The 18,623-nt window shown below is 73.6% G+C and carries 12 protein-coding genes and 1 pseudogene; 4 read left to right on the top strand and 9 right to left on the bottom strand.

Features of this window, described 5'->3' with window-relative positions; all coding sequences use genetic code 11:
* Nucleotides 1–4: 4 nt before the first annotated feature.
* The 9 genes from AB0L06_RS13175 to glf all read right to left on the bottom strand — a co-directional run bounded on the left by AB0L06_RS13175 (nt 5) and on the right by glf (nt 13,743).
* Nucleotides 5–1,888, bottom strand: coding sequence for a hypothetical protein (locus AB0L06_RS13175; protein ID WP_500231185.1), 1,884 nt, complete (start codon nt 1,886–1,888; stop codon nt 5–7).
* 270 nt (nt 1,889–2,158) lie between these two features.
* Nucleotides 2,159–3,049 (bottom strand): class I SAM-dependent methyltransferase, encoded by an 891-nt coding sequence (locus AB0L06_RS13170; protein WP_500231184.1) that lies wholly within the window; start codon nt 3,047–3,049, stop codon nt 2,159–2,161.
* Complete coding sequence (locus tag AB0L06_RS13165; RefSeq protein ID WP_500231183.1) at nt 2,952–4,568, bottom strand: DUF2142 domain-containing protein; 1,617 nt, start codon at nt 4,566–4,568, stop codon at nt 2,952–2,954. The genes AB0L06_RS13170 and AB0L06_RS13165 overlap by 98 nt, the downstream gene beginning before the upstream one ends.
* Complete coding sequence (locus tag AB0L06_RS13160) at nt 4,565–5,566, bottom strand: class I SAM-dependent methyltransferase (RefSeq protein WP_500231182.1); 1,002 nt, start codon at nt 5,564–5,566, stop codon at nt 4,565–4,567. Before AB0L06_RS13160 ends, AB0L06_RS13165 begins: the two co-directional genes overlap by 4 nt.
* 71 nt (nt 5,567–5,637) lie before the next feature.
* Nucleotides 5,638–8,373: an HAD family hydrolase gene (locus tag AB0L06_RS13155; RefSeq protein ID WP_500231181.1), complete on the bottom strand. Its 2,736-nt coding sequence runs from the start codon at nt 8,371–8,373 to the stop codon at nt 5,638–5,640.
* Complete coding sequence (locus AB0L06_RS13150) at nt 8,366–9,169, bottom strand: ABC transporter ATP-binding protein (protein WP_500231180.1); 804 nt, start codon at nt 9,167–9,169, stop codon at nt 8,366–8,368. Before AB0L06_RS13150 ends, AB0L06_RS13155 begins: the two co-directional genes overlap by 8 nt.
* Before the next feature lies 1 nt (nt 9,170).
* Nucleotides 9,171–10,532, bottom strand: coding sequence for an ABC transporter permease (locus AB0L06_RS13145; RefSeq protein ID WP_500231179.1), 1,362 nt, complete (start codon nt 10,530–10,532; stop codon nt 9,171–9,173).
* A complete protein-coding gene (locus AB0L06_RS13140; protein ID WP_500231178.1) occupies nt 10,532–12,577 on the bottom strand; it encodes a glycosyltransferase in 2,046 nt (681 codons plus the stop codon). Before AB0L06_RS13140 ends, AB0L06_RS13145 begins: the two co-directional genes overlap by 1 nt.
* Nucleotides 12,574–13,743, bottom strand: a complete 1,170-nt coding sequence (gene glf, locus AB0L06_RS13135) for a UDP-galactopyranose mutase (protein WP_500231177.1) — start codon at nt 13,741–13,743, stop codon at nt 12,574–12,576. Before glf ends, AB0L06_RS13140 begins: the two co-directional genes overlap by 4 nt.
* A gap of 148 nt (nt 13,744–13,891) precedes the next feature.
* On the opposite strand from glf, the gene AB0L06_RS13130 reads away from it, so the two are divergent.
* The 4 genes and pseudogenes from AB0L06_RS13130 to AB0L06_RS13115 form a co-directional block, all read left to right on the top strand.
* Nucleotides 13,892–15,262, top strand: a complete 1,371-nt coding sequence (locus AB0L06_RS13130) for a hypothetical protein (RefSeq protein ID WP_500231176.1) — start codon at nt 13,892–13,894, stop codon at nt 15,260–15,262.
* Nucleotides 15,263–15,270: 8 nt separating this feature from the next.
* A complete protein-coding gene (locus tag AB0L06_RS13125) occupies nt 15,271–16,449 on the top strand; it encodes a hypothetical protein (protein WP_500231175.1) in 1,179 nt (392 codons plus the stop codon).
* On the top strand, nt 16,446–17,438 hold the full coding sequence (locus AB0L06_RS13120; RefSeq protein ID WP_500231174.1) for a glycosyltransferase: 993 nt from the start codon (nt 16,446–16,448) through the stop codon (nt 17,436–17,438). Before AB0L06_RS13125 ends, AB0L06_RS13120 begins: the two co-directional genes overlap by 4 nt.
* 184 nt (nt 17,439–17,622) lie before the next feature.
* A pseudogene (locus AB0L06_RS13115) lies at nt 17,623–18,138 on the top strand (glycosyltransferase family 39 protein); the annotation flags it as partial.
* Nucleotides 18,139–18,623: the final 485 nt, after the last annotated feature.

Raw genomic sequence — 18,623 nt, 5'->3', positions numbered from 1 at the left:
CGCGTCAGTCCTCGTCCCCGGCTTCCGGGAGGGCCTGCTGCTCGCGGAGGTACTCCTCGAACTCCATGGTGTGCGCGGTCGGGAGGGTGATGATCCCGGGGTTGGCGTCCAGGAGGAGCGTCCGGCGTCCCGAGCCGCCCGCGTGCGTGAAGACCATCGCGGTCGGCGGGAGCTCCTGGAGCTGCGCGGGCTCCACGACCAGCTCGCGGTGCCGCTGCTTGCCCTCCGGCGTCCCGGCCAGGCTCGCGCCCCAGGACGTGGCGGTGCTGATCTGCTCGACCAGCACCGAGTCGTCGGCGGCGGGGCCGGGCAGCGGCGTCCACGGGGGGTCGGTCAGGTCGTCGCCACGCCGCCGGGCGAACGCGACCGTGCTGGCGTACCCGTCGTACGGATCGGTGAGGTTCTCCCCCACCACGTCGGTGATCTCGGCGACGAGCAGCGGCGGGCCCGCGCCGATGTGCTCGGCGGCGACGCGGGCGTCCTCGGTGTTGCCGAGCCGCATGAACCCGACCGCCGCGTGCCCGCGCCGTCCGAGCCGTTCGCGCACGTGCGGGGTGATGGAGCGGTACATGAGGACGAGCCCGGTGCCGGTGGCCTCGCAGGCGTCGATGAGCCGGTCCAGGACGTCCCCGCGCAGCTTCTCCGCGCCGCACAGGAAGAGCGTGTGGTCCCAGTGCCCGGACGGCGGGGCCTCCCGGACGCGGTGCGTCAGCGCGGTCGCCACGTACGTCCCGAGGACGCGGTTGGTGAGGACGCCCGCGCGCCGGTCCATCGAGATCACGTGCAGCCGCGAGGGCGGCAGGCGGACGGGCTCGGCCGCGAGCCGTTCCAGCTTCCGCAGCTGCGCCTCCAGCGCCCACGCCCGCTTGATGACGATCCGGTCGGTGGCGTCGCGCCCGAACAGGGACGCCACGCGCGCCAGCTCGTCATCGGTCAGCAGGCCCCGCCGCAGGTCGTCGCGCGGGTCGCCGACCTGCGCGAGCACGCGCAGCGCGGCCGTGATGCGCGGGATCGTCGCGTCCGGGCCGAGCACCTCGAGGATCCGCTCCAGGATGGAGTTGTCGAACGACAGGTCGCGCGTCCCGCCCTCCTCCTCCCCGGCGCCGACGACGAGCGACAGCACGTCGGCGAGCGCCTCGGGGGTGAGCCCGCGCGTCGCGTCCAGCCGGGGCAGGTCGCCGGGCAGGACCCACACGAGGGGGTCGTCCCCGCGCTGCGCCGCGACGCCGAGCAGGTCCCGCGCGACCGCGCCCTCCGAGAGGTCGATGACCGTGACCCGCGCGCCGACCGCGAGCCGCGCCGCGCCCATGGTCGTGACGGCGGCCGTCCACCCCGCGAGCGTCCCGCCGACGACGTCGACCCGGTCGACCCCGGGCGGGACGGCGACGGGGTACCACTCGCGCTGCGCCTCGTAGGCGGACCGCTTCCGCTCCCAGGCGCGCTGGGCGTCCTCGTGCGCACGCGCGAGGGCCGCACGCTCCTTCTCCCGCACGATCCGCTCACGCGCGGCCCGCACGGCCTCGGCCTCGTTCCGGGCCAGCGCGTTCTGGCGGCTACGCCACAGCGGCGCCCCGGTGATGCCGAGCACCACCGCGCACGCGACCAGGCCCGCCCCGGCGAACGCCCAGGGCAGCACCCCGAGGATCGCGCACAGCATGATGAGCGCGGCGAACGCGCCGCCTCCGGCCGCGATGACGCGCAGGGGCCGTCCGGTCAGGAGGTCGTCACTCAGGACGCGGGTGGTCGCATACGGGGACCGTCCGTCCGGGCCGTCCCGGCCGTCCTCCGGACGCGGCGGCTCCGGCTCGTCCGGCGTGGGCGGAGGCCCGGGATCCTGGTGCACCTGCGCGTACCGCCACCCGACGTACAGGCGGTCGGCCTGCACCATGCGCGCACCCACGGAACCGCTCGGCACATCGGTCACGTCGGCAGACCCCAGGTCACAGGACGGTGCGGACACTTCAGGGCAGGCTCGGCTGCGGATCCTCCCCGCCCAGAGTAAAGACCTTCTCCCGCCCGCGCGCCCCGTTCAACCGAACACGGCCCCCGATGCCCGACTCGAACCCCCATTCCGGTCACCGGGTCCACCTGCACCGAAGATCAACCTTTTCCCTCAGCACAACTGACCGCATCCGGCCACCGGCATCCGCGATCAGGCTCAGGCGGACGGCGCGGCCTTCGTCGGCAGGAAGTCGTCCAGCGTCATCGACGGGTGCGGGTACCTCCACTCCACGCCCTCGAACCGGATGTACATGCCTTCGGGCTGGTCGGCCAGGAAATAGTTGCCGTCCCACTCGTTGGGGGCGGTGACCGGCGCGTCGTGCGGGAAACGCGCTCCGAAGCCCTCGTGCGGAACCCCCGGGCCGAAGACCGCGTGCACGGCCGCGTCCACGAAGTTCAGCCGAGTGACGCCGCCGCGCAGGTGCGTGTCGTGCACCGCCAGCGCATGGACGCGGTCCCGAACGAACCAGAGCGCGCTCACGTCCTTCACGACCTGCTCGAAGTCGTGCGCGCCGTCGTGGTGGACCAGGGCGCGGGTCCGCGGCTCGGCGCTCAGCACCTCGGCCGTGTAGGTCGGCAGGTCGCCATGGAACATCCGGACGCGCGGAACCGCACCGGGGAACGTCCGGCGCAACCGCTCGCAGGTGAACTGGAGATAGTCCGCGTTCGCGTCCACCAGGTCCAGTTCGAGCCCCATCGGCTCGACGCACCCGGCGAGGACGGCGGACGAGCCCCCCATGAAGACCCCGAGGTCCACGATCCGGGTCAGCGCCTCGTGATCGACCTCGACCTTCTCGAACAGGTCGAAGTAGTGGTAGGCGCTGCACTGGTCCTCGCAGGCCAGGTCCAAGCCGGTGACGCGGTCCACGGTCCGGTCGAAGACCGGGTTGCGGCCCTTGAAGTCCCAGATCTCCGCGCGGTGCCCACTCCTGATCGGGATACGCAGGGCCTCATGCAGGTTCGGGGCGTCCACCAGGGACCGGTCCGGTTCCAGGAACGTGCCCCAGGTCTCCTGGTGCATGGCCACGCTGGAGATGTAGTCGCTCATGTCCGTCCTTACCGGATATCCGCGTCGCGAACCAGACGACCGTACCGAGCGCGGCGAGGCCGAGGACCGCCGCCGCCACGGGCGGGAACGCCCCCCACGGCGGGATCCAGCGTCCGGTCAGCGGGTTGATCGACGGGACCCTACCGCCGGACACCAGCCCGTGCTGGTACCGGACCATCGTGTAGGCGAGGGCGACGAAGTGCATCGGCAGCACCGCCACCGCCAGCCAGCCCAGCAGCGAACGGCTCACCGCCGGGCCGAACGTCGAGCGCTCGCTGATCGTGTACGCGGCGATGAGCGCCGCGCCCACCGCGAACGGCAGGATGTAGCGGCCCTGCGCCGTCATGCCGTCCTGCTTGGCGCCGACGACGTCCATCTCCAGCGGCAGCGCGAACGCGACGGCGACCGCGACGGCCAGCCGGAGCCGGTCCGTGCGGTGTCCGACGACCAGCGCGGTCAGCGCCAGGAACCCGGCCGCCGCGAACCAGACCGCGTAGAAGCCGTCCGGCAGCGGGACGTCCACCCAGCCGAAGAAGCCCACCATCGACTTGAGGTAGAACGAGATCCGCTCGACCAGCACGAGCTGGGCGGCGTCCACGATCCCGAGGTCCCTGCCGTAGGGCTGCGGGACGAGTTCGGTCGCCTTCATCACCAGCGTCCAGACGCCGGACGCAAGGCAGGCGGACAAGACCAGGCCCGTGGTCCACAGGACGGCGCGGTCGCGCACCAGCCGCAGCAGGCGTTCGCGGCCCGCCGTCAGCAGCAGCACGATCCCGGCCACCGCGACCGCGCCCGGCCCGGCGGGCCTGGTCCAGGCGAGCAGGGCGGCGGCGATCCCGGCGAGCACGAGCAGCCTGCGGTCCACCGGACGGTCCCGGTCCAGCACCAGCGGCACCAGCGCCGTCCACATCGCGACCGCCGCGGCGATCTCCAGCCCGTTCGGGTTGATCACACCGGTGAGGTGCAGCGCCATCGGGGTCGCCCCGACCAGGATCCCGGCGAGCAGCATCGGCCGCCGGGCCCAGCCGACCGCCGCGCGCACCGCGAACGCCAGCAGCCCGGCCGCGAGCGCGGCGGCGACCAGCCGGGACAGCAGCAGGCCGGTCGTGCCCGGCCACCAGCGCAGCGGCCAGCCGACCAGCAGCCCGTAGGTCGGCTGGTAGCGGCCGGTGGTGGTGAAGTACCGGACGTCGGTTCCGGACGGCCCCGGCCGCCAGTTCCGGTTCCTGCAGTCGCTCGGCACCTTGCCCGGCTTGCCGACGAAGCACGGCGGGGTCACGTGCACGTCGTCGGCGGGGACGTTCTGGTAGACGCCCGCGAGCGGGTACTCCAGACCGGGCACCGTCACGTGGTCGGGTCCGGCGGTGAAGCCGCCCTTGACGACGCCGACGGCGCGGGTGATGTGCGCCTGCTCGTCGGGGCCGCCGTCCCAGGGGGTGGACATGGCCCAGCCCGCGCCGGTCCCGAAGAAGCCGAGGAAGGCGAGCAGGGTGACGAGGCGGAGCCGTCCGGCGGTCATCGGGAGCCTCCGGCTCCGCGCAGGCGGGCGCGGGCGGCGCGGCGCAGGCCGGTCAGGGCCGCGCCGAGGTCTTCGTCCGGTTCGGCGGCGGCTGCTCTGACCGCCGCCGCCTCGGCCCGAAGTTCGTCGAGTTCGGCGCGGCGCACGACCAGTTCCTTGTCGGCCTGGACGAGTTCGGCGCGCAGTCGCTCGATCTCGCCGCGCTGGGCGGTGATGGTCTCCACGAGCCGGTTGGCGTCGCCGGTGCGCGCCTCGGTCTCGTGCTGGAGCTGCAGGACGCGGGTGTAGAGCGCGATCCGGTTGTTCTCCATCGCCGCGAGCAGCGCGGACGAGGTGAACGGCGCGATCGCCTCGAACAGCGCGGATGCGCCGGGGCCGTCCTGGCGGGCGAGCAGGCCGAACCCGAACACGGCCGGGACGATCTCCAGCCGCCAGTCGCCGGTCGCCGCCGCGATCGCGTCCTCGACGGCTGTGAGCACCCCGTTGCGCTCTCCGCCCGCCGCGAGGGCGGTCGTGTAGGAGCCGCCGCCCACGAAGCCCGCCGGGGTCAGTGCGTCATGCCAGACGGTCGGGCCGTCCGGGGAGTCGGGGAGGACGTCGCCGGGTGCGAGCGGGGTCGGCTGGTAGTACAGGTCGCGCCTGCCCGAAGGCCAGAGCACGTCGTGCAGGACGACGACGGCATCCGGCGCGTTGGCGGTGATCCAGTCGAGTTCCGCGCGGACGACGGCGTAGTTGTGGTCGCCGTCCAGCACGTACAGGTCGGCCGGAGGAAGGTCGGCCAGCGCCTGCGGCGACAGGCCCTCCACGAGGGTCAGCCGGGGGTCGGCGGCGAACGCCTCGCGCAGCTCGGGGGTCGGGTACGGCTCGACGCAGGACACGGTCGCGCCGAGGTCGGCGTAGACCGAGCTCACCCGGCCGGACTCGACACCGACCTCGACCACCGAGGTGATCGTCCGGGCCGCGAAGAGCGCGGCGAAGAGTTCCCGGAACAACGCCATGGAGTGCAGGAGAAGCGGAAGCTCACGTGCGGCACGCGCCTGGGCGTGCGGGTCGTCCCGAGAACCCGATGTCAAGGTGTCCCTCCGAGTTTGCGGCGCGCGACGCGGCTCGCGCCCGCCGCCACGCCCTTGACCCCCGTGGTCTGGTACTCCTCCCTGAGCCGGTTGGTCAGCCGCGTCCGCCGCGCGGAGTTGGCGGCCTGCCGGTCCACCGGCATCCGCGCCGCCGATCCGGAGCGGGACTGCGGCAGCATCGCGAACGCGACGGTGATCTCGCCGGACGACACGACCGGCACCCCCGCGCGGCGTGCGAGCGGCAGCCAGATCGCGGCGTGCGGGACGAAGAACTCGACCAGGTTGCCGCCGAGGTAGCGGCAGTCGGCGTAGTGCAGGCCGACGAAGTCCTCCGGGTCGTCCCAGCGAAGGACCCGCTCGCCGCGGCGTCCCTCGGCGAGGACCTTCGCCTCGATCCAGTCCACCCGGACGATCGCCGGACGGCCGGGAACCGCGAGCGAGATGTCCACGGTGTCGTGGTGTTCGAAGCGCAGCCGGGCGAAGGACAGGCCGTTGTGGTTGACCCGGACGCGGGACCGGATCTCCTCGTGCCAGCGGTCGTCGTCCGTCCGGTAGCGGAGGCGGGTCTCCGTCGGGTCCCCGGCGGGTTCCAGGGCCGCGGCGGGGAGGTCGCCGCGCGCGACGGCGCGGGTCAGGGCGGCGAGTTGCGGGTCGGACGCGGCGAGGAGCGCGGGCCAGAACGAGTCCCGCATGTGCAGGTCGGCGAGGGCGGCCGGGTGCAGGTACGGGATCGCGGCGCGCAGGTCGTCCGGGAGGAGGTGGGTGACCAGGTCGGAGCCGAAGTTGTCCTCGTGGCCCCACACGCCGAACACGGCCGCCTCCTCGGGGGCCGGCTGCTCCAGGGCGGCGACCAGGATGCGGGCGAGGCGGGTGCGGACCGGGCCGTCCTCGGCGAGGGTGGGCCAGCCGTCCTGCTCGGCGTGCCGGTTCCAGAGGCGCTGGAAGGCGCGCGCCCCGTCGTGGACGAGGCGGCGTTCGGCGTTCTGGGACGGGGAGTCGGAGACCGGGCCGAGGATGGGGCCGCCGTCGGTGGTGAAGCCGATGAGGGAGCCGCAGAGGGCGTTGACGCTCTGTTCGATGATCTCCGGGCTGCGGGTGAGGGTGCCCGCGATCCAGGACGGGTGGCCCGCCTGGGCCAGGTAGCCCTCGGCGCGGAGGCCGGCCAGGTAGAGGCGTTCGGAGCGGCGGTCGGTGGCGAGGTAGAGGCCGGACGGGCGGAGGTCGATTCCGGCGAGTTCCAGGACGGTGCCCAGTTGGCGCTGGATGGTGCCGCCCCAGCCGAGGTCCACGAGGGTGAGGTCGTCGCCGTCCAGGGCGCCCGCGGCGCGGAGGGACTTCAGGAGGCGTTCGCGGACGGCGGTGACGGTTTCGGCGATGCGGTTGCGCAGGTGCGGGGTTTCGGTGAGGGTCCGGGCCACTCGTTCGGCGATGTCGCCGTTGTCGATGATCGTGGTGAGTTCGGTGGCGAGGCCGGGGACCTCGCCCGCTTGCAGGCCGAGGGCCTCCAGGGCCTGGCGGACGGTCATCCGGTAGCCGCTGCGGCAGAAGGCGTGGACGGCGTCCTCGTCGTGGGGGTCGAGGCCCGCCAGCGAGGTGGTGAAGCGGGACAGCCAGACCGGCTTCGCGGTGACGTCCAGGCCGCGGGCGCGGGCGGCGGCGTTGATGAGCTCGCTGAGGAGTTCGCCCTCGCGCATCGGGCACCAGAGGGTGCGGACGCCCGTCTCGTGCGCGCGGTAGGCGGCCCACTCGGCGAAGCCGGTGAGGACCGGTCCCATGACGGCCGCGCCGAAGCGCCAGGCGACGTCCAGGGCGGTGGACGGGTGGGGCCCGGTGGCGTGCAGGGCCTTCGCGCGGAGGCTGGTCAGGCCGTGGTCGCCGTGGACGGGGTCCAGGTCGGGCGCGTCGGGGCCGTCGCCGTCGAGGGGTTCGGCCTCGCGTTCGAGCATGGCCCGGTAGGGGTCGTCCAGCCGGACGTAGTGGACGGTCCGGACGCCCAGTTCCCCCGGCACCCGGTCGTCGGCGATCTCGTTGTCGCCGATGTGGACGACCTGCTGCGGCGAGAGGCCCAGGTCGTTCAGGACGATCTCCCAGAGGCCCTTGCCCTTGTCGGTGCCGTGCTGGTTGGAGCGGTACACACGGGCGTCGCGCAGCGGCTCCAGGCCGGGACGGTCGAGCAGGCGGTCCAGCTGGTCGCCGCTGAAGTAGGTGTCGGAGACCAGGACGATCGGGATCCCGTGCTTGGCCGCCGCCTGGATCACGGCGGCGATGTCCTCGTCCACGACGGTGATCTCGCGTTCGAGGGCGACCTCGGCGGCGGTGAGGCGGCCGGGGTCGCCGTCCAGCGGCATGGCGGCCCAGATGTCGGAGAGGGACACCTCGGAGCCGAGGCCGCCGCGTTCGGTGCGGGCCTTCTTCTCGGCGGCGATCCGCATCCGGCGGAAGGTGGCGTCCGTGACCCACTCCGGGCACAGGCCGGCGTCGCGCAGCCGGTGCGCGAGCAGCGCGAACGCGTCGGTCGGACGGGGCGCCCGGCGCCACAGGACCGTGTCGAAGACGTCCAGCGACAGCGCCGCGCACTGCCGGTCCGCGAGGACCCTGTGCACGTCCGCGAGGACGGGCCGCCCGTGCTCCGGCCGCCCGGTCTCCCACGTCCCGGACTCCGGCCGCCCGGACACCCGCGTCCCGGACTCCCGGCGCCCGGCGGAAAGCCGTCCGGTCTCCTGCTCAGCCAACGCCCTGCCCTTCCTTCCGTCCGCCCGCGGGGGCCGCGGGCGGCGCGTCCACCAGCGCCCGGCGCGAGCGGCGGTCGGTCCGCCACATCGCGCCCGCCTCCGCCACGTCCCCGTCGAAGATCTTCCGGCCGGCGCGCATCATCACGCCCCGGTCGCACAGCTCGGTGAGCATCGCGATGTCGTGCGCGACGATCACCATCGTGCGGCCCTCGCCGCGCAGCTCCCGGATCCGGTCGAGGCACTTCTCCCGGAACGGCGGGTCGCCCACCGCCAGCACCTCGTCGATCAGGAAGATGTCCGGCTCGGTGTGCGCGGCGATGGAGAACGCCAGCCGCATGAACATGCCGGACGAGTAGAACTTGACCTGGTTGTCCAGGAACCGGCCGACGCCGGAGAACTCGACGATCTCCTCGAACCGCTCCTTGGTCTCGCGGTCGCCCATGCCGAGGATCGCCGCGTTCAGGTACACGTTCTCCCGGCCGGTCAGCTCGGGGTGCAGGCCCGCGCCGACGTCGATCAGCCCGGCGACGCGCCCGCCGACGAGCACCCGGCCGGTGTCCGGGCGCATCACCCCGGACATCATCTTCAGCAGCGTCGACTTCCCCGAGCCGTTCAGCCCCATCAGCGCGACGGTCTCGCCCGGGTAGACGACCATGCTCACGTCGTCCAGCGCGTTGAAGGTCTCCGACAGGCTCTGCCGCCGGAACGCGCGGACGGTCATCTCCTTGATCGACCGGGCGTGCCGCAGCGTGAACCGCTTGCTCACCGAGTCGATCACGATGGACGGGCCGGTCATCTCACAGCTCCTCGGCGAACCGGCGCTGCGCGCGGGCGAACAGGAACTGGCCGAACGCCAGGACCAGCAGCGACGCCGCGAGCGAGAACGACGCGCGGTCGAGCATGTGCGGCGGGAAGACGAACGTCCGGGTCGTGCCCGGGTACCAGAACGCGCGCTGGAAGAGGCTGACCGCCGAGACCAGCGGGTTGGCCAGGTAGAGGTCCAGCACCCAGTGCGGGGCCTTGCTCCGCACGTGCATCCAGGGGTAGATCATCGGCACCGACCAGGTGATGACGATCATCAGGATGTCCACGACCTGCTCCAGGTCGCGGAAGAACACGTTGACCGCGGCGCAGATCAGCCCGAGCCCGAGCCCGAACGACACGACCAGCGCGAACGCGATCGCCGCGCCGAACAGGCCGTCCGGGGTGGGCCGCCAGCCGTAGGCGATCGCCCCGCCGAACAGGATGCCGAGCCCCGGCAGGAAGTGGACGAGCGAGACCAGCAGCGACGCCGCCGGGAACATCTCGCGCGGCAGGAACACCTTGCGGACCAGCGGGGCGTTGCCCGTCACCGACCGGGTGCACGAGTGCAGCGTCTCGGTGAACAGGTTGACCAGCACCATCCCGGAGAACAGGTAGATCGGGAAGTCCTCGACCGATTTGTTCACGCCCAGGAAGACGCCGACGATGTAGAAGTACACGCCGAAGTGGACGGCCGGGCGCACGTACGACCAGCCGAGGCCGAGCAGCGACCCCTTGTAGCGGGCCTTCAGCTCCCGGCGCACCAGCAGCCGCAGCAGGTACCGGCGGCGGAACACCTGCTCCAGCCCACCGCCCGCCTCCGGCGGCCGCATCCCGGCCAGGTCGTCCGCCGTGAGCAGCGCGGGATCCCTGACGAGCCCCCCGCCCTGCGCGGGCGCGAGCGGCTCGGGAGCGACCGCGGGCGACACCGGCGGCGCCGCGGCGGCAAGAGACGGCGGCGCGGGCTGCGGCACCGCAGCGGCAGGGGACGGCGGCGCGGGCTGCGACGGCTCGTTGGACGGCGAAGCGTCCCGCAGCGAAGCGTCGCGCGGCCCTGCGGGCGGCTCGAAGGCCGCGGGGGCGTACCGGTCGTAGGCGGTGGGGGGTTCGGGGGGCGCTTCCAGGGGTGGCATGGGGGTCTCGAAGGAGGCACGCGTCGGTGGCGTGGGGTGCGTGAAGGGGGCGGGGTCCGGGGCGAAGAGGATGCCGGGGTCGGACTCCGGGTCCTGGGGACGGGAGTGACGGCCGTGGCCGGGGACCGGGTCGGACGGGGGCCCGGACGGGGGTGGGCCGCCCGGGATGAACTCTTCGCGCCGCGGGTACGGATCGTCCGGCGTGCGTGGGGAGGACACGACCATCAGCCGTCCGCGGACGGAGCCGGAGCCGGGGCGGGGGCAGGGGCCGGGCCAGGGGTGGCGGGGTTGGCTTCGAAGGTGCGCCGCCAGGTCTCGGGCGCGGTCAGCTCCGGCAGCGCTGCCCGGTACTGGACGGCGAGGTCCGGCCACTCGCGGCCGAGCCGGGCGTGCAGCGCCGAGGCGCGCGTCATGATCCGGCGGAACCGGTCCGGGTCGCGCCGGTACCAGGCGACCTTCGTGCCGTCCGCCGAGGAGACCAGGGCGCTGTCGAACTTCGACAGGACGCCCCAGTGCCGGTCCACGTGCGGGACGACGATCTGCGGGTTGCCCTCGGCCCCGGCGTCCAGCGGCCGGAGCTGGCGCAGCGCGCCGAGCGCCGCCCGGGTGAGCACCTCGGCCCGGCCGTGCGGCGCGTGCACTCCGCGCCCCTTCTTCGGAACCCGCCGCCTGACCTGCGGAAACTCCTCGTGGGACGGGCGCGCCCGGGCGTCGGGGAAGGCGGCGCGGAAGGCCTGGATCTCGGCCAGCTTCGCGCCGATCCCGGCGTGCAGGTGGGACGGTCCGCCGAGCACGTCCTCGATCGCCGTGAGCATCAGCTCGGCGGTCGAGTACTGCATGGACAGCGCGTGCTTCACCGTGACGATGAAGCTCTCCTTGACCAGGTTGCCGCCGCGGTCGTAGGGCGAGTGCAGCAGCGCGGTGACCAGGCGGTTCCGCTCGTGGAAGTACGCCTGCCAGTCGATCCCGTCGTCCTTGTCCTGCCAGGGGACGTGCCAGGCCGCGACGCCGGGCAGCGACACGGTCGGGAAGCCCGCCTCCCCGGCGCGGACGCAGTACTCCGCGTCGTCCCACTTGATGAACATCGGCATGGACAGGCCGACCTTCTGCATGATCTCGACCGGGACGAGGCACATCCACCAGCCGTTGTAGTCCACGTCGACGCGGCGGTGCAGCCAGTCGGTCTCCAGCAGCGACCCGGCGCTCTCCTGCTTCCCGGCGCGCGGGTCGGCGGACTTCCCGAAGTCGTGTTCGCGCCGGGTGTGCGGCGCCTCCTGCCACCACCACCGGTACCGCTCGATCGTCTCGCCGTAGGCGTGCAGCTGCGAGCGGACGAACAGGTTGAACATGTGGCCGCCGACGATCGTGGGCGTCCGGGCGAAGTCGGCGAACGCGACGGCGCGCAGCACGCCCTCGGTCTCGGTGACGACGTCGTCGTCGAGCAGCAGCAGGTAGTCGCTGGCCCCGGCGCGGAGCGTCTCGTCCATCGCGCGCGAGAACCCGCCCGAGCCGCCGAGGTTGCCCTGCTCGACGAGGTTCAGCTTCCCGCCGAGCGCGGCGGCGGCGCGGTCGTAGTCGGCGTGCTCCCGGACGCGGCCCGTGCCCTGGTCGACGACGTGGATCGCGTCCACGGCGTCCAGCACCTCGGGGGCGCCGCCGAGCGCGAGCAGCTGGTCCACGCAGAACTTCGCGCGGTTGAAGGTCGTGATGCCGAGGCTGACGCGGCCCGGCCGCCCGTTCCGCGCCTCCGCCGGGTCGGCGCACCACTCGGCCAGCTCGAGGACGGCGCTGCGCTCGCCCGCCAGGACGTCCAGCCAGTACCAGCCGCCGTCGATGAACGGCTGGAGGGTCAGGGTCAGCGTCTCCTCCACCGGCTCGTCCGAGTCGACCGGGACGGCCGCGACGCGCTGCACGTGGCCCTTGGCGCTGGACCGGTACACCACGAGGTTGCCCTGGCCGCGCACCCGGACGCGGAGCACGACCTCGTCCAGGTTCGTCCAGCGCCGCCAGTAGCTCGCCGGGAACGCGTTGAAGTAGGTCGCGAACGACACGCGCGCGCCGACCGGGACGACGACGGTGTGCCGGTCGTCGCCGGTGCAGTCCTGCGCGGCGAGGGCCTCCGCGCCGCGCACTATCCCGCCCTCGACGTACAGCTTGAGGACGTCCAGGTCGCGGTCGGCGGGCAGCACGACCCGCTGCAGGACCCTCAGGTCGCCCGCGGGCTCCGCCGCGGCGCCGGTCGACGGCTCGGTCGAGGGCTCGGTCGTCACTGGTCGGCTCCCCCTGCGAGACGCGCGCCCTCGGTGAAGTGCGGGCGCAGCTTGTTGTCCACCAGACTCAGGGCGCTGGCGATCGCCATGTGCATGTCGAGGTACTTGTAGGTGCCGAGGCGCCCGCCGAACAGGACGCCGTCCTCGGCCCGCGCGAGGTCGCGGTAGGCCAGCAGGCGGGCGCGGTCGGCCGGGGTGTTGACCGGGTAGTACGGCTCGTCACCGCGTCCGGCGGACCGGGAGTGCTCGCGCATGATCACCGTCCGGTCGGACGGGTACCGGTCGCGCTCGGGGTGGAAGTGCCGGAACTCGTGGATCCGGGTGTACGGGACGTCCTCGTCGGCGTAGTTCATGACCGGGGTCCCCTGGAAGTCGCCGGTCGGCAGCACCTCGGTCTCGAAGTCGAGCGTGCGCCAGCCGAGGTCGCCCTCGGCGTATCCGAAGTAGCGGTCGAGCGGGCCGGTGTAGACGACCGGGACGTTCCCCGCCGCGTCGTCCCGCAGGTCGTCCAGGAAGTCGGTCTCGAGCCTGATCTCGATGTTCGGATGGTCGGCCATCCGCTCGAGCCACGCCGTGTACCCGTCCACGGGAAGGCCCTCGTACCGGTCGGCGAAGTACCGGTTGTCGAAGGTGTACCGGACGGGCAGCCGGGTGATGATCTCGGCGGGCAGCTCGCGCGGGTCGGTCTGCCACTGCTTGGCCGTGTAGCCGCGGATGAACGCCTCGTAGAGCGGGCGCCCGATCAGCGAGATCGCCTTCTCCTCCAGGTTGGCCGGGGCGGTGATCTCGGCGGCCTGGGCGGCGACCAGCGCGCGCGCCTCGTCCGGCGAGAAGGCGCGGCCGAAGAACTCGCAGATCGTGCCGAGGTTGATCGGCATCTGGTAGACCCGGCCCTTGAACGTGGTGTACACGCGGTGCCGGTAGTCGGTGAACCGCGTGAACCGGTGCGCGTAGTCCCACACCCGCTCGTTGGACGTGTGGAACAGGTGCGCGCCGTACCGGTGCACCTCGATGCCGGTCTCCGGGTCGTCCTCGCTGTAGGCGTTGCCGCCGACGTGGTCGCGGCGCTCGACGACCAGGACGCGCAGTCCGAGGTCGGTCGCGCAGCGTTCGGCGACCGTGAGGCCGAAGAATCCGGAACCGGCGACGACGAGATCGGTGTTCACTGGGGGTTCGTCCGTCTCTGCGGGAACGAGCGACTGAGGGCCGGCCGGGTCAGGGCTCCCCGTCCGGGATACTGGTCAAAGAGGGACAGATGCGGAGCTAAGATACCCGCGGTTCGGTCGACACAGGTGCAAACTCGCGGAGATCACGGTGGTCAGCACCCCTGACGGCGGCGCGGCGGCGCCCGCCCGGCCCGCGGTCTACCTGCATGTGGGCGCGGCCAAGAGTGGAACGACCTATCTCCAGGGCGTCCTCTGGCACAACCGCGAAGTGCTGCGGCGACACGGGATCCTGTACCCGGGACGCGACTTCCCCGCCCATGTGCGCGCCGCGTTCGACCTGCGCAAGACGTTCTTCGCGGGCGCGTCCGACCCCGAGGTCCACGGCGCCTGGACCGAGCTGGTGGACGAGATCCGCGACTGGCCCGGCGTCTCGGTCATCTCCCAGGAGCTGTTCGCCCCGGCCGCGCCCCGGCGCGTCCGGCGGGCGCTCGCCGACCTCGACTTCGCCGACGTGCACGTCGTGTTCACCGTCCGCGACCTGGCCCGGCAGATCCCGGCGCACTGGCAGGAGGACGTCAAGAACCGGTTCACGACCGGGTTCGGCGACTTCGTCGACGCCCTCTCCCGGCCGGACTGGGACTCCTTCGACGTCGCCCGCCTCTTCTGGGGCCTCCAGGACCCGGTCGCCGTGCTCGGCCGCTGGGCCGCCGACCTGCCGCCCGAGCGCGTGCACGTGGTGACGCTGCCCCGGCCGGGCGCGCCGCACGACCTGCTGTGGCGCCGGTTCAGCGAGGCCGTCGGCATCCCGGCGGACGCCTGCGACCTGTCGGCCGTGTTCGCCAACCCGTCCCTCGGCCTCGCCGAGACGCAGTTCCTGCGGCTGCTCAACGTGGCCGTCGAGGAGCGCGTGGACTGGCACCTCTACAACGACGAGGTCAAGCTCCGGCTCGCGCAGCAGGTGCTGACGCAGCGGCCGTCCGGACGGATCGGGCTGCCCGTCGAGCACATGCCTTGGGCGGTGGAGCGGTCCGTCGAGGCGGTGGAGGGGCTGCGCGCGGCCGGGTACCGCGTGGTCGGCGACCTGTACGAGCTGATCCCGACCTACTCCGGGACGGTGCGCGACGCGTCCGGCGGGCACCCCGACCGGGAGCGCTGGGCCGAGATCGCCGACTCCGCCGCCGACGCGGTCGCCGCCCTGCTGCACCGGCTGCGCGAGGAGGAGCAGATCCTCGCCGAGCTGCCGGACGGCCTGCTCGACGCGGACGAGCAGCTGGACGAGCTGGCCGCGGACACCGACCGGTTGGACGACGAGATCCACCGGATCATCGCCGACACCGCCCCGTTCACCGAGCGGGCTGCCCGCTCGGTGAAGGGGAACCCGGCCGTCCGCCGCGCCTACCACCGGCTGCGCCCACCGCCTCCCGAGCCGTCCGACGCGTCCGACGCGTCCGACGCGTCCGACACGTCCGGTGAGGGCGTGCAGCCGTCCCAGTCCGCCACTCCGAACGATCCGAGGTGACCGCGAAGATGCCCGAGCGATCCGACAGGTCCGTGTTCCTGCACGTCGGCGCGCCCGCGGCCGGGGCGGGCTTCCTGCAGCGCGCGCTGTGGGCGAACCGGAACCGGCTGGGGGCCGCCGGGGTGTCGTACCCGGTGTCCGGGCCGCGGGAGCACTTCGGCGCGGTCATGGACCTTCGGGAGATGTCCTGGGGCGGCCATCGCGACCCCGCCTGGGACGGCGCGTGGGACCGGATCGCCGCCCGCGCCCGCGCGTTCGGAGGCGGGACCGTCGTGTTCTCCCAGGAGCTGCTCGGCGGCGTGTCCGAGGAGCAGGCGAAGCGCGCGGTCGCGTCGTTCGAGCCCGCCGACGTGCACGTGGTGTTCGCGACCCGCGACCTCGGCTCGCAGCTCGTGCTCGACTGGCAGGAGCAGCTCCGGCACACGCACACCGTCCCCTTCGGCCGGTTCGTGGACGACCTGGTCGAGTTCGGCGCCGCCGCGCCCGAGCCGTACGGGCCGATGTTCTGGGGCCTGCACGACCCGCTGCGCGTCCTCGGGACGTGGGAGCGGGTCGTCCCGCGCGAGAACATCCACGTGATCACCCTGCCCGCGCCGGAGGCCGGTCCGGACGTCCTGTGGAAGCGGTACTGCGAGGTCACCGGCATCGACCCGCGGGCGTGCGACCTCGGCGGGGTCGAGGACGTCGCGCCGCTGTCCGCGGTCGGGGCCGAACTGCTGCGGCGGCTGAACGTCCGGATCGGCCCGGCGCTCGGCGGCGACTACGAGTGGGCCGTCCGCGAGCACCTGGAGGCGGGCCTCGGCACCGGCGACGCGCCGATGGGGCTGCCCGCGCGGCACCACGACTGGGCGGCCGCCCGGACCGAGGAGCTGACCGGCGCCCTGCGGTCGGGCGGCCACCGGATCGTCGGCGACCTGGCCGAGCTGGCCGTCGCGCCGTCCCCGGCGGACGCGCTCCAGCCGGACGACGTGCCGGACGAGGTGATCGCCGCCGCGTCCCTGGAGGTCGTGGCCACGCTGCTGGAACGGCTGGCCGACGCCCGCCAGCGGGTCGGCCTCGCGCACCTGCGCGGCCGCCTCGCCGACGTCCGCGACAGCCTGGACCACCTGGTCGAGACCGCCGCGGCCCCGACCTCCGGCCTCCAGCGGGCCGCCCGGCGGGCCGCCGCCGCGAGGCGTCCGCGATGACCGGGACGAACGAGGCGGCGGTGCGGGTGACGGCCGTCGTCGTCACCTACGACCGCCGGGACCTGCTGGCCGAGGCGCTGGAGGCGCTGCGCGCGCAGACCCGGCGGGCCGACCGCGTCGTGGTGGTGAACAACGCCTCGCCGGACGACTCGTCTGGGCTGGTCCGCGAGCGGTTCCCCGAGGCCGAGCTGGTGGAGCTGCGCCGCAACATCGGCGGCGCGGGCGGGTTCGGCGCGGGGATCGCCCACGCGCTCGCGGGCTCGGACGCGGACGAAGCCGCGCACGGGCCCGGCCTGCTGTGGCTGCTGGACGACGACACCGTGCCCGAGCCGTCCGCGCTCGCGGCGCTGCTCGACGCGCGCGAGGCCGCGACCGGCCCGGACGGTCCGCCCGTCCTGCTGGCCAGCCGCGTCGTCTGGACGGACGGACGCGACCACCCGATGAACACGCCGCGCCCGAAGCCGATGGCGTCCGCCGCGGAGCGGGCCCGGGCGGAGGCCGCGGACTGCGTCCCGATCCGGTCGGCGTCGTTCGTGTCCATCCTGGTGGACGCGGCGACCGTGCGCGAGCGCGGCCTGCCGGTCGCGGACTACTTCCTCTGGAACGACGACTTCGAGTTCACGACCCGGATTCTGCGCGGACGGCGCGGCCTGCTCTGCCCAGGGAGCCTCGTCGTCCACAAGACCCGGGTGTTCGGCGGCACCGAGACCGACCCCGGGGCGCGGTTCCACCTGGAGGTCCGCAACAAGCTCTGGCTGTTCACGCGCAGCTCCGGGCTGGGCCCGGTCGAGCGCGTCCTCTACGCCGGGTCCACGCTGCGCCGCTGGTCGCGGACGTTCGCCGCGTCCGGCGACCGGGCGACGCTGCGGGCCGGGCTGGGGAGCGGCGTCCGGGCGGGCCTGTTCTCGCGCCCCGCGCCGACGGCGGCGGTGCTCCGCGAGGCCGGGGCGACCGTCGGGCTGGACGAGTTCGAGAAGCCGAAGGGATGATCGGCGGGTGCTCCTGACCAACCGTCCGCCCGAGGACGCGGCCCCCGAACCGGACACGCGGCCCCGCCGCCGCGTCCCGGGCTTCGCGCTGCCGCTGACGGCCGCCGCGGTCGCGCTGGTCGTCTCGCTCTTCGAGCTCGGCCGCCCGTCCTACTGGCTGGACGAGGCCGCGACGGTGAGCGCCATGAACCGCCCGCTGCCCGACCTGCTCCGCGTGTTCCACGAGATGGACCTCGTGCACGCCTGCTACTACCTGCTGCTCTGGCCGTGGGCGCACGTGTTCGGCACCGGCGAGACCGCGCTGCGGCTGCCGAGCACGCTGGTGACGGCGCTCGCCGCCGCCGGGGTGACCGTCCTCGGCCGCCGCTGCGCCGGGAAGACCGCGGGGCTGGCGTCCGGGCTGGTGTACGCGTCGCTGGTGTCGGTCACGCGGTACGCGCAGGAGGCCCGTTCGTACGCGACGGTCGGCGCGGTCGCCGTCCTCACCTCATACCTGCTGGTCAGGGGCATAGAGGACGGCCCGGAGAAGCGCCGCCGCTGGCCCTGGTTCGCCGGCTACGCCCTCGCGGTCGCGCTGCTCGGGCTGCTCAACCTGGAGGCGCTGCTGCTCGTCCCGGCGCACCTGGTGACGCTCGCGTTCAGCAGGACCAGGCGCGGCCTCTGGGGGCGCTGGACGCTCGCCGCGGCCGTGGCGGGAGCGGCGCTCGCGCCCTTCGCGCTGGCCGCGTCCCGCCAGGACCGGCAGATCGACTGGCTGCCGAAGCCGGGCGAGCTGATGGTCTGGCGGCTGGTGAAGTTCTTCGCGGGGGACGCCCGGCTGGTCGTCCCCGTGCTGGGGCTGGCGCTGCTCGGCGCCCTGATCGCCTGGCGGCGCGAGGGCGCCGCCTCGCTCACCGCCCTCGCGGCGCCGTGGCTGCTGCTCCCCTCGCTGGTCCTGCTCTCGTGGTCCACCGCCGAACAGCCGGTGTTCATCTTCCGCTACGTGTTCTTCTCGCTTCCGGCGCTCGCGCTCCTGGTCGGCGCGGGCCTGGCCCGGCTCTGGCGGGCCGGACTGCGCACCTCGGGACGCGCCACCGGGGCGACCACGTTCGCGGCGGCCGTCGTGCTGCTCGCGACGCTGACCGTCCCGGCGCAGGCCGGCATCCGCGAGCAGGACTCGCGGCCGGACGACCTGCGCGCGGCGGC

The sequence above is a fragment of the Spirillospora sp. NPDC052269 genome, assembly GCF_040679435.1.
Classification (GTDB): domain Bacteria; phylum Actinomycetota; class Actinomycetes; order Streptosporangiales; family Streptosporangiaceae; genus Spirillospora.
The sequence above is the reverse complement of the archived record's forward strand: the minus strand, read 5'-3'. Positions and strand labels throughout refer to the sequence as shown.

What these genes read in the sequence shown, in the direction of transcription:
- AB0L06_RS13175 (WP_500231185.1), bottom strand. Translation starts at nt 1,888, where the DNA reads ATGGTGCAGGCCGACCGCCTGTACGTCGGGTGGCGGTACGCGCAGGTG.
- AB0L06_RS13170 (WP_500231184.1), bottom strand. Translation starts at nt 3,049, where the DNA reads ATGAGCGACTACATCTCCAGCGTGGCCATGCACCAGGAGACCTGGGGC.
- AB0L06_RS13165 (WP_500231183.1), bottom strand. Translation starts at nt 4,568, where the DNA reads ATGACCGCCGGACGGCTCCGCCTCGTCACCCTGCTCGCCTTCCTCGGC.
- AB0L06_RS13160 (WP_500231182.1), bottom strand. Translation starts at nt 5,566, where the DNA reads ATGGCGTTGTTCCGGGAACTCTTCGCCGCGCTCTTCGCGGCCCGGACG.
- AB0L06_RS13150 (WP_500231180.1), bottom strand. Translation starts at nt 9,169, where the DNA reads ATGACCGGCCCGTCCATCGTGATCGACTCGGTGAGCAAGCGGTTCACG.
- AB0L06_RS13145 (WP_500231179.1), bottom strand. Translation starts at nt 10,532, where the DNA reads ATGGTCGTGTCCTCCCCACGCACGCCGGACGATCCGTACCCGCGGCGC.
- AB0L06_RS13125 (WP_500231175.1), top strand. Translation starts at nt 15,271, where the DNA reads ATGCCCGAGCGATCCGACAGGTCCGTGTTCCTGCACGTCGGCGCGCCC.
- AB0L06_RS13120 (WP_500231174.1), top strand. Translation starts at nt 16,446, where the DNA reads ATGACCGGGACGAACGAGGCGGCGGTGCGGGTGACGGCCGTCGTCGTC.